This window comes from Streptomyces sp. BI87, assembly GCF_025957665.1.
In the GTDB taxonomy this organism is placed as follows: Bacteria; Actinomycetota; Actinomycetes; order Streptomycetales; family Streptomycetaceae; genus Streptomyces; species Streptomyces albidoflavus.
In genome coordinates, this window is record NZ_CP110079.1 from 4,909,228 (window position 1) to 4,921,631 (window position 12,404).

The window sequence follows — 12,404 nt, forward strand, 5'->3', positions numbered from 1 at the left end:
CGCGGGGCTGACGCCGCCCGGGACATGTGGCTAACATCACGTCCACACGGCAGCCCCGCGCGGGCCCAGCCGCCGCCCCCGGGACGAGGCGGCGGCCGCGCGGGGCACGGCGCGACGGTGCGCCAGACGCGACGGAGGTGCGACGTGCTGCCCAGGAGCCGACCAGGACGGGCCGCGGAGGACCGGCGCCCCCGCGTCTGCGGAGTCCGCACCCACTGGACCACCGTCGCCGACGGTGAGTTCCACTGCCCCGCCTGCGGCGGCGACCGCAACTACCAGCGCCGCACCGGACGCCGCAGGCTCACCCTGCTCGGTCTGCCCGTGCTGCCCCGTGGCGAGGCCGGGCCCGTCGTCGAGTGCGCCTCCTGCGCCGGCCATTTCCCGACCGAGGTCCTCGCCCGGCCCACCACCACCCGCTTCTCGGCCCTGCTCCGCGACGCCGTGCACACCGTCGCGCTCGCCGTCCTCGCCGCCGGCGGCACCGGCTCGCGCACCGCGCTGGCCGCCGCCGTGGAGGCGGTCCGCGACGCCGGGGACGAGGAGTGCACCGCCGAGCGGCTCACCGCCGTCGCCGACGCGCTGGCCGCCGACACCGGCCGGCGGACCGGCGGCGAGGACGGCGCGACCCCGCTCGCCGCCGAGCTGCACGAGGCGCTCGACCCGCTCGCCCCGCACCTCGCCGGCCTCGGCCGCGCCTCGCTGCTGCTGCGCGCCGCCGGCATCGCCCTGGCCGACGGCCCCTACACCCCGGCCGAACGCGACGTCCTCACCACCATCGGCGCCGCCCTCACCCTGCCCCGCGAAGAGGTGACCGACCTCCTCACCGCCGCCCGCACACCCTCCTGAGACCCGGGCCCGCCCGGCCCCGGCCGTGCGGGACAATGGGGCCCATGAGTCTGTTCCGCGACGACGGCATCGTGCTGCGCACCCAGAAGCTGGGTGAGGCGGACAGGATCATCACCTTCCTCACCCGCCGCTACGGCCGGGTCCGCGCCGTCGCGCGCGGGGTGCGGCGCACCAAGTCGAAGTTCGGCGCCCGCCTTGAGCCCTTCTCCCACGTCGACGTGCAGTACTTCGCGCGGGGCAGCGAGCTGATCGGGCGCGGCCTGCCGCTCTGCACCCAGACCGAGACCATCGCCGCGTACGGCTCCGGCATCGTCACCGACTACGACCGGTACACCGCCGGCACCGCCATGCTGGAGACCGCCGAGCGGTTCACCGACCACGAGGGGCAGCCCGCCGTCCAGCAGTACCTCCTGCTCGTCGGCGGGCTGCGCACCCTCGCCCGGGGCGAGCACGCGCCCCGGCTGGTCCTCGACGCCTTCCTGCTGCGCTCGCTCGCCGTCAACGGCTACGCGCCGAGCCTCGGCGACTGCGCGCGCTGCGGAATGCCCGGCCCGAACCGTTTCTTCTCCGTCGCCGCCGGCGGCAGCGTCTGCGGGGAGTGCCGGGTGCCCGGCAGCGTCGTACCCTCTGCGGAGGCCGTCGGCCTGCTCAGCGCGCTGCTCAGCGGCGACTGGACGTCGGCGGACGCGTGCGAGGGGCGGCACGTGCGGGAGGGCAGCTCCCTCGTCTCCGCCTACCTGCACTGGCACCTGGAACGCGGACTGCGCTCGCTGCGGTACGTGGACAAGTAGCGGCCCGGCGCGGGCGGGGGCGACGCGCAGGGGTCCGCCACCGAGCACCTGAGATCTTTGAGAACTGGGAGACGAACACCTCATGGCACGACGCGGAATCCTCGGCCGCAACCGGCGCGACTACCAGACCCCCGAGCCGCACCCCTCGGGCGCCCGCCCGCCGAAGATCCCCGGCGAGCTGGTCCCCGGCCACGTCGCCGTCGTCATGGACGGCAACGGCCGCTGGGCCAAGGAGCGTGGCCTGCCCCGCACCGAGGGCCACAAGGTCGGCGAGGGCGTCGTCATGGACGTCCTCAAGGGCTGCCTGGAGATGGGCGTCAAGAACCTCTCCCTGTACGCCTTCTCCACCGAGAACTGGAAGCGCTCCCCGGACGAGGTCCGCTTCCTGATGAACTTCAACCGCGACGTGATCGCCCGCCGCCGCGACGAGATGGACGCCCTCGGCATCCGTATCCGCTGGGTCGGCCGGATGCCCAAGCTGTGGAAGTCGGTCGTCCAGGAGCTCCAGATCGCCCAGGAGCAGACCAAGGACAACGACGCCATGACGCTGTACTTCTGCGTCAACTACGGCGGCCGCGCCGAGATCGCCGACGCCGCCCAGCGCATCGCCCAGGACGTCGCCGCCGGCCGCCTCGACCCGTCCAAGGTCGGCGAGAAGACCCTCCAGAAGTACCTGTACTACCCGGACATGCCCGACGTGGATCTCTTCGTCCGCCCCAGCGGCGAGCAGCGCACCTCCAACTACCTCATCTGGCAGAGCGCGTACGCCGAGATGGTCTTCCAGGACGTGCTGTGGCCCGATTTCGACCGCCGCGACCTGTGGCGCGCCTGCCTGGAGTACGCCCAGCGCGACCGCCGCTTCGGCGGCGCCGTGGAGGAGCCGCAGCCCTCGCTACCGCCTCAGCAGGGCTGACGGCCCCCGGCGGACACGGCGAGGCCCCTGGGGCGCGTAGGGAGTTCCTACGCGCCCCAGGGGCCTCCTGCGGCTTCCTGGGCCGGTGCTACTCCCCGGGCTTCGCCGTGCTCGCGTGGCACTCGGCGCAGGTGCCGAAGATCTCCACCGTGTGGTCGACGTCCACGAAGCCGTGCGAGGCGGCGACCGAGTCCGCCCACTTCTCGACCGCGGGCCCCTCCACCTCGACCGCCTTGCCGCACACCCGGCAGACCAGGTGGTGATGGTGGTCGCCGGTCGAGCAGCGGCGGTAGACCGCCTCGCCGTCGTGGGTGCGCAGGACGTCCACCTCGCCGGCGTCCGCCAGCGACTGGAGCGTGCGGTAGACCGTGGTCAGCCCGACCGAGTCGCCCTGGTGCTTGAGGATGTCGTGCAGGTCCTGGGCGCTGCGGAACTCGTCCACCTGGGCGAGAGCGGCGGCCACCGCCGCACGCTGCCGGGTGGACCGGCCCTTCACGGGGGGTCCTGCGGTCGTCACTACACGGTCCTTCCGTCTTTCGGAGCGGCCTACTCGCGGGCCGTCGGGGATGCCGCGGTGCCGGCCTCCCCCTCGTCCAGGGTGCAGGATGCCACGTCCTCGGGGGAAGGCGCTGTTCCGCGCGCGCGGCGGCGGGCGAGAGGAGTGGCGGCCAGGCTCAGGATCAGGAAGACCACGATGGCCAGCAGGACGATGGCGGCGCCCGAGGGAGCGTCCACGTAGTACGTGGTGACGGTGCCGGCGAGGGAGACCACCACGCCGATGACCATGGCGCCGGCCAGGGTGGCGCCGAACCCCTTGGTGAGGCGCTGGGCGGCGGCGACCGGGATCACCATCATGGCGCTGACCAGCAGCAGGCCGACGATGCGCATGGCGACGGTGACGGTGACGGCGGCGGTCACCGCGATCACCAGGTTGAGCAGGCGGACCGGCAGGCCGGTGACGCGGGCGAACTCCTCGTCCTGGCAGACCGCGAAGAGCTGGCGGCGCAGGCCCAGCGTGACGGCGAGGACCAGCAGGGCGAGGACGACCACCGCCGTCAGGTCCTCGGGGGAGACCGTGGTGATGGAGCCGAAGAGGTAGGTGTTGAGGTTGGCGGTGGAGCCGCCCGGCGCCAGGTTGATGATCATGACACCGCCGGCCATGCCGCCGTAGAAGAGCAGGGCCAGCGCCACGTCGCCGCTGGTCCGGCCCCGGGAGCGGATCAGTTCCATGCCGACCGAGCCGAGCACGGCGACCGCGGTGGCCATCCAGACCGGGCTGGTGTTGAGCAGGAAGCCGAGCGCCACGCCGGTCATCGCCACGTGGCCGATACCGTCGCCCATGATCGCCTGGCGGCGCTGGACGAGGTAGGTGCCGATGGCCGGCGCGGTGAGGCCGACCAGGACCGCGGCGAGCAGCGCGCGCTGCATGAAGGCGTAGTCGAAGAGGTCCATCAGTCGAACAGCCCCGTCCGGATCGGATCGGCGTTCTCGGGCGCCGCGTGCGGGTGTACGTGGTCGTGGCCGGGCAGCGCGTGCTGGCCGACGGCCTTCGGCGGCGGCCCGTCGTGGGCCACGCAGCCGTCGCGCAGGACGACGGCGCGGTCGATGAGCGGCTCCAGCGGGCCCAGCTCGTGCAGGACGAGCAGGACGGTGGCGCCCGCGTCGACCTGGGCGCGCAGTGTCTGGGCCAGGACCTCCTGGCTGGCCAGGTCGACCCCGGCCATCGGCTCGTCCATGATCAGCAGTTCGGGTTCGCCGGCCAGCGCGCGGGCGATCAGCACCCGCTGGTGCTGGCCGCCGGAGAGGGCGTTGACGGAGTCCTTGGCGCGGTCGGCCAGGCCCACCGCCGCCAGGGCGCGGTCGACGGCCTCGCGGTCGGCCTTGCGCAGCGGGCCCAGCCGGGTCCGGGACAGGCGGCCGGCGGAGACGACCTCGCGGACGGTGGCGGGCACGCCGCCGGCGGCGGTGGTGCGCTGCGGGACGTAGCCGACGCGCGACCAGGCGCGGAAGCGGCGCAACGGGGTGCCGAAGAGGCGGACCTCGCCGCGGGTGAGCGGGACCTGGCCGATGGCGGCGCGGACGGCGGTCGACTTGCCGGAGCCGTTGGCGCCGAGCAGGGCGACCACCTCGCCGCGGTGCACCGTGAGGTCGATGCCGCGCAGCACCGGGCGGGCGCCGAGGGCGGCGACCGCGTCGGTCAGCGAGACGACCGGGTCCGCGTCGGGACGGGGGCTGGGGGAGGCTCCTGCGTTCACCGGGTCCTCCGTGCTGGCTCGGGGGCTGCGGGGGGCGGGGACGGTCACTTGGCGCCGAGCGCCTTCTCCAGGGCGGCCAGGTTGGCCTCCATGACCTCCAGGTAGTCGTCGCCCTTCGACTTCTCGGTGATGCCCTCCAGCGGGTCGAGCACCCCGGTGCGCAGCCCGGTGTCCTCGGCGAGGACCTTGGCGGTGCGGTCGCTGGCCAGGGTCTCGAAGAAGACGGTGGTCACGTTCTCCTCGGTGGCGATCTTCTGGAGCTCCTTCATCCGCGCCGGGCTGGGCTCGGACTCCGGGTCGACACCGGCAATGCTCTCCTGATCCAGGCCGTACCGCTCGGCGAGGTAGCCGAAGGCCGCGTGGGTGGTGATGAAGGTCCTGGTGTCGGTGTTCTTGAGGCCGTCGCGGTAGTCCTGGTCGAGCTTCTTCAGCTTGCCGGTGAGCGCTTCGGTGTTCTTGCGGTAGTCGGCGGCGTGGTCGGGGTCGGCCTTCTGGAGGGCCGCGCCGACGCCGTCGGCCATCTCCGCGTACTTGACCGGGTCGAGCCAGACGTGCGGGTCGAGGCCGGAGTCGCCGTGGTCGTGGCCGTCGCCCTCCTCCTCGGCATGGTCGTGGCCTTCCTCCTCGGCGTGGTCGTGGCCCTCCTCCTCGCCGTGGTCGTGCCCGTCGCCCTCGCCGTGGTCGTGGCCGTCGCCGCTGGAGGAGCCGTGCGCCTCCAGGGTGGTGAGGTCGGCCGCGTCGACGGTGTTCTTCACGCCGGCCTGGTCGACCGCCTTGTCGACGGCGGGCTGGAGGCCGCGCAGGTAGAGCAGGACGTCGGCCTCGCTCATCTGGCCGGTCTGGCGCGGGGTGATGTCCAGGTCGTGGGGTTCGACGCCGGGGCCGGTCAGGGTGGTGACGTCGACGTGGTCGCCGCCGATCTGCTCGACGAGGAACTCCAGCGGGTAGAACGAGGCGGTCACGGCGAGTTTGCCGTCCGCGCTCCCGCCGGAGTCGGCTCCGCCGCACGCCGACAGGACGCCCAGCGAGAGGGCGGCGGCAGAGGCGGTGAGGGCTATGCGGATCGAACGATTCCGGCCACGACGTATGTTCATGACACTCATTTTCAACAAAGGTGGAAACGATTGTCAAAAAATCCTTTCATCGCCACTCGGGATGCGCCACTCGGGGGAGGCCGCCGGAGGGCCCGAGTCCCACTTGTCCCGATGGCGTCCCGGGCGGCCGCCCGCATTGCCCCGTTCCGGCCGCCCGCGCTCCGGCGGATTTGATCCCGGGGGTGCGGGCGCCGGTAATCTGAGGTATTCGCCGGGCCGCGGCCGCACGTGAGCCCCGGCGGACCCACCAACCGCTTCGTCGTAATGAAGAGAGCACCGTGGCCGCCGACAAGATCGACAGCATCGTCAGCCTGAGCAAGCGCCGTGGCTTCGTCTACCCGAGCAGCGAGATCTACGGTGGTCAGCGCGCCGCCTGGGACTACGGACCGCTGGGCGTGGAGCTCAAGGAGAACATCAAGCGCCAGTGGTGGCGCTACATGGTCACCTCCCGTGACGAGGTCGTCGGTCTCGACTCCTCGGTGATCCTCGCCTCCGAGGTGTGGGTCGCCTCCGGTCACGTCGCCACGTTCAGCGACCCGCTGACCGAGTGCACCTCCTGCCACAAGCGCTTCCGCGCCGACCACCTGGAGGAGGCGTACGAGGCCAAGCACGGCCGCCTCCCCGAGAACGGCCTGGCCGACATCAACTGCCCGCACTGCGGCAACAAGGGCCAGTTCACCGAGCCCAAGGAGTTCTCGGGCCTGCTCTCCACCCACCTCGGCCCCACGCAGGACTCCGGCTCCATCGCCTACCTGCGCCCCGAGACCGCCCAGGGCATCTTCACCAACTTCGCCCAGGTGCAGCAGACCTCCCGCCGCAAGCCCCCGTTCGGCATCGCCCAGATGGGCAAGTCCTTCCGCAACGAGATCACGCCCGGCAACTTCATCTTCCGCACCCGCGAGTTCGAGCAGATGGAGATGGAGTTCTTCGTCAAGCCGGGCGAGGACGAGCAGTGGCAGGAGTACTGGATGGAGCAGCGCTGGAACTGGTACACCGGCCTGGGCCTGCGCGAGGAGAACATGCGGTGGTTCGAGCACCCGAAGGAGAAGCTCTCCCACTACTCCAAGCGCACCGCCGACATCGAGTACCGCTTCCAGTTCGGCGGCTCCGAGTGGGGTGAGCTGGAGGGCGTCGCCAACCGTACGGACTACGACCTCTCCGCCCACGCCAAGGCGTCCGGCCAGGACCTGTCCTTCTTCGACCAGGAGGCCGGCGAGCGCTGGACCCCCTACGTCATCGAGCCCGCCGCCGGTGTCGGCCGCGCCATGCTGGCCTTCATGCTCGACGCGTACATCGAGGACGAGGCGCCCAACGCCAAGGGCAAGCTGGAGAAGCGCACGGTCATGCGGTTCGACCCGCGCCTGGCCCCGGTCAAGGCCGCCGTGCTGCCGCTCTCGCGCAACCCCGAGCTGTCCCCGAAGGCCAAGGGCCTGGCGGCGGCGCTGCGCCAGCACTGGAACATCGAGTTCGACGACGCCGGCGCCATCGGCCGCCGCTACCGCCGCCAGGACGAGATCGGCACGCCGTTCTGCGTCACGGTCGACTTCGACACCCTGGACGACAACGCGGTGACCGTCCGCGAGCGCGACACCATGAAGCAGGAGCGCGTCTCCCTCGACCAGATCGAGGGCTACCTCGCCGCCCGCCTCGTCGGCTGCTGACCCACCCGGCACACCCGGACGCCCCCGGTTCCCCTCGCGGGACCGGGGGCGTCCGGCTGTCCGGGGCGCCCTGCCGAAAATGCGTCGCCGGCCCTCTCCGCGCGGGGTAGCCTCATCTCCATGTTCTCGATGACGCCCATCTACGAGTGAGAGCGGGCGGGCCCGCAGCCCGTCCCCACATCGTCCTTCCCCCTTCACCGCGCCGCGTCCGTCGCGCGCCCGGGCCGCACCCCGGCCCGCCGTGCCACGGCGTGGAGGGTCGCGTACGCGTGTCGCCTGCCGATCTGACGCATCGCGGTGTCATCCAGAGCCCAGAAACGGAGATCCCGTGGCCAAGAGCCGCAACAACCTGCTCGGTGTCGGCGGTCAGCGCGACAAGCTGCCCCGCAACGGACGCCCTGCCAGCGCCCCCGGCGGCCCGGCGGACAACCGCCCCGCCGCCCTCGACCAGAAGCAGGAACTCCTCCGCAAGATGCGCGAGCGCACCGCCGCCGCGTCCGCCGACACCCCCGCCGAGGCCCCCGAGGCGGACCGGGCCGAGGCGACCCAGGAGCCGGGCGGCAACGCCTGACCTGCACGGACCTGCACGCGGGCCCGCGCCCTTCCCCCTGCCGGGGGCTGGGCGGGGGCCCGTTCCGTCGCCGGGCGGGGCTCCGGTGAACCAGTGCGACAATGGACGGATGTCCGTGTCATCCTCCGCCCCCACCAGCACCGCCCCGCAGACCGCCGCGCCCGTGGCCGCCACGCTCGCCATCGGCCCGCACCTCGTGTCGCCGCCCGTCGTGCTGGCGCCGATGGCGGGGATCACCAACGCGCCGTTCCGCACCCTGTGCCGGGAGTTCTCCGGCGGCAAGGGGCTGTTCGTCAGCGAGATGATCACCACGCGGGCGCTGGTGGAGCGCAACGAGAAGACGATGCAGCTGATCCAGTTCGGGGAGACGGAGCGGCCCCGGTCGATCCAGCTCTACGGCGTCGATCCGGCCACCGTCGGCAAGGCCGTCCGCATGATCGTGGACGAGGACCTCGCCGACCACATCGACCTCAACTTCGGCTGCCCGGTGCCCAAGGTCACCCGTAAGGGCGGCGGCTCGGCGCTGCCGTACAAGCGGAACCTGCTGCGGGCCATCCTGCGCGAGGCGGTGTCCGGCGCCGGGGAGCTGCCGGTGACGATCAAGATGCGCAAGGGCATCGACGACGACCACACCACCTACCTCGACGCGGGCCGGATCGCCGTCGAGGAGGGCGTCACGGCGGTCGCCCTGCACGGCCGTACCGCTGCCCAGCACTACAGCGGCACCGCCGACTGGGAGGCCATCGCCCGGCTCAAGGAGCACGTCACCGAGATTCCGGTGCTGGGCAACGGCGACATCTGGTCGGCCGCGGACGCCGTCCGCATGATGGCCGAGACCGGGTGCGACGGGGTCGTCGTCGGCCGGGGCTGCCTCGGCCGGCCCTGGCTCTTCGGGGACCTGGTCGCCGCCTTCGAGGGGACGGGCGCGTCGGCCGCGCCGACCCTGCGCGAGGTCGCCGACGTCATGGTGCGCCACGCCCAGCTGCTGGGGGAGTGGATCGGGGACGAGGCGCGCGGGGTGATCGACTTCCGCAAGCACGTCGCCTGGTACCTCAAGGGGTTCTCGGTCGGCTCGGACCTGCGCCGCAGCCTGGCGATCACCTCCTCCCTCGCCGAACTGCGCGAACAGCTCGACACCCTCCACCTCGACCAGCCCTGGCCCGCCGGGGCCGACGGCCCGCGCGGCCGCACCTCCGGCCGCGACCGCGTCGTCCTCCCCGACGGCTGGCTCAACGACCCCTGGGACTGCGCCGGGGTGGCCCCCGAGGCCGAACTGGACACCTCCGGCGGCTGATTCCCCGCCCCCCCGGAGCCCCGGCACCGACGACGGACCCCGCGTGACCTCCCCGGTCGCGCGGGGTCCTCGCATGTCCGGGCCGGGGCCCGTGCGGTGACTGCCTCCGGCCCCGTTCGGCGCATCAGCGCAGGCGGCGTGTCGGCGCGCTGCCGAGACTGAGGCCATGGCAGAGCAACGTACCAGGCCCGCCAAGAGATCCACCGCGTCCAAGGGCTCCCGCGAGGAGCCCGTACGCGGTGCGCGGGGTGCCGCCGAGCGGGCGTGCGAGGGCCTCGCCGACCTGATCGGCCACCGCACCGAGGGGGTCTCGGCCGTCCGCAAGGCCGAGGAGCACCCCGGCTGGCGCGTCGACGTCGACGTGCTGGAGGTACCTCGCATCCCCGACACCACCAGTCTGCTCGCCACCTACGAGGTCGAACTCGACGGTGACGGCGAGCTCCTGGAGTACCGCCGCGTACGCCGCTACCGGCGGGGCGCCGCCGACACCTGAGAAAGCTGGTCCGCCATGACGACCCCTGCGATATACCGCGACGACCTTGTCTGCGCCCCGCGCGCGGGCACGCTCTACGACACCCTGGAACTCATCCTCGACCGCGGCATGGTCATCGACGTGTTCATCCGGGTCTCCCTCGTCGGCATCGAGATCCTCAAGATCGACGCGCGGATCTGCGTCGCCAGCGTCGACACGTACCTCCGTTTCGCCGAGGCGTGCAACCGCCTCGACCTGGAGAGCGACTCCCACAGCCGGACCGTGCCCGAGCTCTTCGGGGGCGGGATGGCCGGGGCCGCCGGCAAGGCCGGGGCCAAGCGGGCCGCCAGTTCCGTCGGCGGCAAGGTCAAGGGCGCCCTCGGCCTCGACGGTGACGAGGCCGACGAGGCCGAGGAGGCCGAAGAGGCCGAGGAGGAGCGGGCCGAGAAGCCGAGGCCCCGCAAGAAGCGTTCCTCGTCGTCCTCGTCGTCCTCCGACCGCCCCCGCCGCCGCCCGGCCAGGAGCTGACCCATGAGCCTGTACGTCTACGGAGTCGTCGCACCCGGCCACCCGGTCCCGGCCGGCCGCACCGGTGTCGGCGCCGGACCCGTGCGCCTGCTCACCACCGGGCCGGACGCGCCGGCCGCGGTGGTCGGCGACGCCCCGGCCGGGCTGCGCGCCCGGCGCCGCGATCTCACCGCCCACCAGGAACTGCTGGTGGCGCTCGCCGCCGACGGGCCGGTGCTGCCGATGCGGTTCGGGGTGGTGCTGCCCGACGAGGCCGTGCTGCTCGACCAGTTGGCCACCCGCCGCGCCGCCTACGAACAGGCGCTGGAGCGGGTCGCCGGCCGCGTCGAGATGAACGTCAAGGCGCTGCCTCCGCAGGGCGAGGCCGCCCTCACCCAACTCCTCGCCGAGGACTCGGGGTTGCGGGCTCTGCGTGACCGCGGTCTGCGCCGGCCCGGGTACGAGGCGAGCGTGCGGCTCGGCCAGGCGGTGTCGGACGCGCTGGAGCGGCGGGCCAGGCTCGCCGCCGAACGGGTCCGCCGGAGCCTGGCCCCGCTCGCGGACCGGTGGTGCGACGGCCCCCAGGTCGAGGGGTGCGTCCTCAACGTGTCGCTGCTGCTGGACCGGGAGGCCGAGCCGGCCTTCCGCGCCGAGGCCGACCGCCTCGCCGCCGCCCTGGCCGGCCGCGCCGAGCTGCTGCTCACCGGCCCGCTGCCCTGCTACAGCTTCGTCCCCGCCGAGGCACCCAGCTCCCCGGCCCCGCACAGGGCGGCGGTCTGAGATGGGTCTCCTCACCGGACTGCTCACCCTGCCGCTCGCCCCCGCGCGCGGCGTCGCCTGGATCGCCGACCGGCTGGAGGAGACGGCCGAGCGCGAGACCGCCGACCCGGCCGTGCTCCGCGCCCGCCTGGCCGCCCTCAACCGCGCGCTGGACGAGGGCGAGATCGACCAGGAGCGCTTCGAGCTGGAGGAGGAGCGCCTGCTGGACCTCTTGGAGGGCCGCCCACCGGTCGCGGCTCCCGCCGACCCCGCACCCCGACCCCCGGGAAGTCACTGATGAACGACACGAACAAAGTGGCCCTCGCCACCGCGATCGCCGCCGGGTACGCACTCGGCCGCACGCGTAAGGCCAAGCTGGCCCTGACCGTCGGCACCTATCTGGCCGGACGCCGGTTCAAACTCAGCCCGCAGGAGCTGGTGACCGAGGGAGTCGGCCGGCTCCGCGAGACCCCGCAGTTCAACGCGCTCAGCGACCAGGTCCGCGGCGACCTGCTGACGGCGGGCCGCAGCGCCCTCACCGCAGCGGCCGACCGGCGCTTCGACTCGCTCGCCGACACCCTCCGCGAACGCACCTCCCTGCTCAGCTCGCCACGCTCCGAGGACGACGAGGAGCCCGAGGGGGACGAGGAGGAGCGGGAGGACGAGCCGGAGGACGAGTCCGCCGAGGAGGACGACGACTTCGGCGAGGCGTACGAGGACGAGGACGAGGAGGACGACGAGGAGGAAGACGACGAGGACGACGAGGAGGAAGACGAGGAGGAAGACGAGGAGGACGACGAGGAGGAAGACGACGAGGAGGAGCCCGAGCCCGAGCCCGAGCCCGAGCCCGAGCCCGCTCCCCGCCGTCGCAGCCCCGCCGCCAAGAAGTCGCCGCCCGCCAAGAAGTCGGCACCCAGCAAGAAGTCGCCCCCGGCGAAGAAGTCCGCCGCGCGGAAGCCCGGGGAGGACCGGCCTGCCAAGAAGGCGGCCAAGAAGCCGTCCGCGGAGAAGAAGCCGTCCGCGGAGAAGAAGCCGTCCGCGGAGAAGAAGCCGTCCGGCAAGAAGGCCCCGGGCAAGAAGGCCCCGGGCAAGAAGGCCGCGGACGAGCGGCCGGCGAAGAAGACGGCCAAGAAGGCACCGGCCAAGAAGGCACCGGCCAAGAAGTCCGCCGCGAAGAAGTCCGCCGCGAAGAAGCCGCCGGCGAAGAGTGCCCGTCGCTCCGGGCGAGAGGGGTGACGGCA

15 protein-coding genes are annotated in these 12,404 nt (G+C 72.9%); 11 read left to right on the plus strand and 4 right to left on the minus strand.

Going from position 1 to position 12,404, the window contains the following annotated elements; translation table 11 throughout:
- Positions 1-144: 144 nt before the first annotated feature.
- The 3 genes from OIM89_RS21825 (at position 145) to OIM89_RS21835 (ending at position 2,550) form a co-directional block, all read left to right on the plus strand.
- Entirely contained in the window at positions 145-846 is a 702-nt protein-coding gene (locus tag OIM89_RS21825) for a TerB family tellurite resistance protein (RefSeq protein WP_264491556.1), read from the plus strand.
- Between the two features lie 44 nt (positions 847-890).
- The gene (recO, locus tag OIM89_RS21830; protein WP_175457631.1) at positions 891-1,637 is read left to right on the plus strand and encodes a DNA repair protein RecO; all 747 of its coding nucleotides are present in this window, start codon (positions 891-893) and stop codon (positions 1,635-1,637) included.
- Between the two features lie 82 nt (positions 1,638-1,719).
- Positions 1,720-2,550 carry an isoprenyl transferase gene (locus OIM89_RS21835; protein ID WP_030696258.1) on the plus strand — a complete coding sequence of 277 codons (831 nt, stop codon included), beginning with the start codon at positions 1,720-1,722 and terminating at the stop codon, positions 2,548-2,550.
- 88 nt (positions 2,551-2,638) lie between these two features.
- Here the strand turns inward: OIM89_RS21835 and OIM89_RS21840 are convergent, their stop codons facing one another.
- The 4 genes from OIM89_RS21840 to OIM89_RS21855 are packed head-to-tail and all read right to left on the minus strand — an operon-like array spanning position 2,639 to position 5,899.
- Complete coding sequence (locus OIM89_RS21840) at positions 2,639-3,067, minus strand: Fur family transcriptional regulator (RefSeq protein ID WP_030696259.1); 429 nt, start codon at positions 3,065-3,067, stop codon at positions 2,639-2,641.
- Between the two features lie 29 nt (positions 3,068-3,096).
- Positions 3,097-4,002 (minus strand): metal ABC transporter permease, encoded by a 906-nt coding sequence (locus tag OIM89_RS21845; protein WP_175457632.1) that lies wholly within the window; start codon positions 4,000-4,002, stop codon positions 3,097-3,099.
- Complete coding sequence (locus tag OIM89_RS21850; RefSeq protein WP_047465410.1) at positions 4,002-4,805, minus strand: metal ABC transporter ATP-binding protein; 804 nt, start codon at positions 4,803-4,805, stop codon at positions 4,002-4,004. The genes OIM89_RS21845 and OIM89_RS21850 overlap by 1 nt, the downstream gene beginning before the upstream one ends.
- A gap of 44 nt (positions 4,806-4,849) precedes the next feature.
- On the minus strand, positions 4,850-5,899 hold the full coding sequence (locus OIM89_RS21855) for a metal ABC transporter substrate-binding protein (RefSeq protein ID WP_047465412.1): 1,050 nt from the start codon (positions 5,897-5,899) through the stop codon (positions 4,850-4,852).
- A gap of 278 nt (positions 5,900-6,177) precedes the next feature.
- On the opposite strand from OIM89_RS21855, the gene OIM89_RS21860 reads away from it, so the two are divergent.
- From OIM89_RS21860 to OIM89_RS21895, 8 genes are all read left to right on the plus strand, one after another.
- Positions 6,178-7,560 (plus strand): glycine--tRNA ligase, encoded by a 1,383-nt coding sequence (locus OIM89_RS21860; RefSeq protein WP_003947954.1) that lies wholly within the window; start codon positions 6,178-6,180, stop codon positions 7,558-7,560.
- Between the two features lie 328 nt (positions 7,561-7,888).
- A complete protein-coding gene (locus OIM89_RS21865; RefSeq protein WP_030696263.1) occupies positions 7,889-8,131 on the plus strand; it encodes a DUF6243 family protein in 243 nt (80 codons plus the stop codon).
- A 109-nt stretch (positions 8,132-8,240) separates the two neighbouring features.
- The gene (gene dusB / locus OIM89_RS21870) at positions 8,241-9,425 is read left to right on the plus strand and encodes a tRNA dihydrouridine synthase DusB (protein ID WP_264491557.1); all 1,185 of its coding nucleotides are present in this window, start codon (positions 8,241-8,243) and stop codon (positions 9,423-9,425) included.
- A gap of 166 nt (positions 9,426-9,591) precedes the next feature.
- On the plus strand, positions 9,592-9,918 hold the full coding sequence (locus OIM89_RS21875) for a gas vesicle protein (protein WP_008405648.1): 327 nt from the start codon (positions 9,592-9,594) through the stop codon (positions 9,916-9,918).
- A gap of 15 nt (positions 9,919-9,933) precedes the next feature.
- On the plus strand, positions 9,934-10,425 hold the full coding sequence (gvpJ, locus tag OIM89_RS21880; protein ID WP_151169563.1) for a gas vesicle protein GvpJ: 492 nt from the start codon (positions 9,934-9,936) through the stop codon (positions 10,423-10,425).
- Positions 10,426-10,428: 3 nt separating this feature from the next.
- Complete coding sequence (locus OIM89_RS21885) at positions 10,429-11,184, plus strand: GvpL/GvpF family gas vesicle protein (protein ID WP_030696267.1); 756 nt, start codon at positions 10,429-10,431, stop codon at positions 11,182-11,184.
- Between the two features lies 1 nt (position 11,185).
- Positions 11,186-11,461: a gas vesicle protein GvpG gene (locus OIM89_RS21890; protein WP_030696268.1), complete on the plus strand. Its 276-nt coding sequence runs from the start codon at positions 11,186-11,188 to the stop codon at positions 11,459-11,461.
- Entirely contained in the window at positions 11,461-12,399 is a 939-nt protein-coding gene (locus OIM89_RS21895; RefSeq protein ID WP_264491558.1) for a hypothetical protein, read from the plus strand. The genes OIM89_RS21890 and OIM89_RS21895 overlap by 1 nt, the downstream gene beginning before the upstream one ends.
- Positions 12,400-12,404 lie beyond the last annotated feature (5 nt).

Coding starts and splice junctions, on each gene's coding strand:
- recO (WP_175457631.1), top strand. CDS start 891: ATGAGTCTGTTCCGCGACGACGGCATCGTGCTGCGCACCCAGAAGCTG.
- OIM89_RS21835 (WP_030696258.1), top strand. CDS start 1,720: ATGGCACGACGCGGAATCCTCGGCCGCAACCGGCGCGACTACCAGACC.
- OIM89_RS21845 (WP_175457632.1), bottom strand. CDS start 4,002: ATGGACCTCTTCGACTACGCCTTCATGCAGCGCGCGCTGCTCGCCGCG.
- OIM89_RS21855 (WP_047465412.1), bottom strand. CDS start 5,899: ATGAACATACGTCGTGGCCGGAATCGTTCGATCCGCATAGCCCTCACC.
- dusB (WP_264491557.1), top strand. CDS start 8,241: ATGTCCGTGTCATCCTCCGCCCCCACCAGCACCGCCCCGCAGACCGCC.
- OIM89_RS21875 (WP_008405648.1), top strand. CDS start 9,592: ATGGCAGAGCAACGTACCAGGCCCGCCAAGAGATCCACCGCGTCCAAG.
- gvpJ (WP_151169563.1), top strand. CDS start 9,934: ATGACGACCCCTGCGATATACCGCGACGACCTTGTCTGCGCCCCGCGC.
- OIM89_RS21885 (WP_030696267.1), top strand. CDS start 10,429: ATGAGCCTGTACGTCTACGGAGTCGTCGCACCCGGCCACCCGGTCCCG.
- OIM89_RS21890 (WP_030696268.1), top strand. CDS start 11,186: ATGGGTCTCCTCACCGGACTGCTCACCCTGCCGCTCGCCCCCGCGCGC.
- OIM89_RS21895 (WP_264491558.1), top strand. CDS start 11,461: ATGAACGACACGAACAAAGTGGCCCTCGCCACCGCGATCGCCGCCGGG.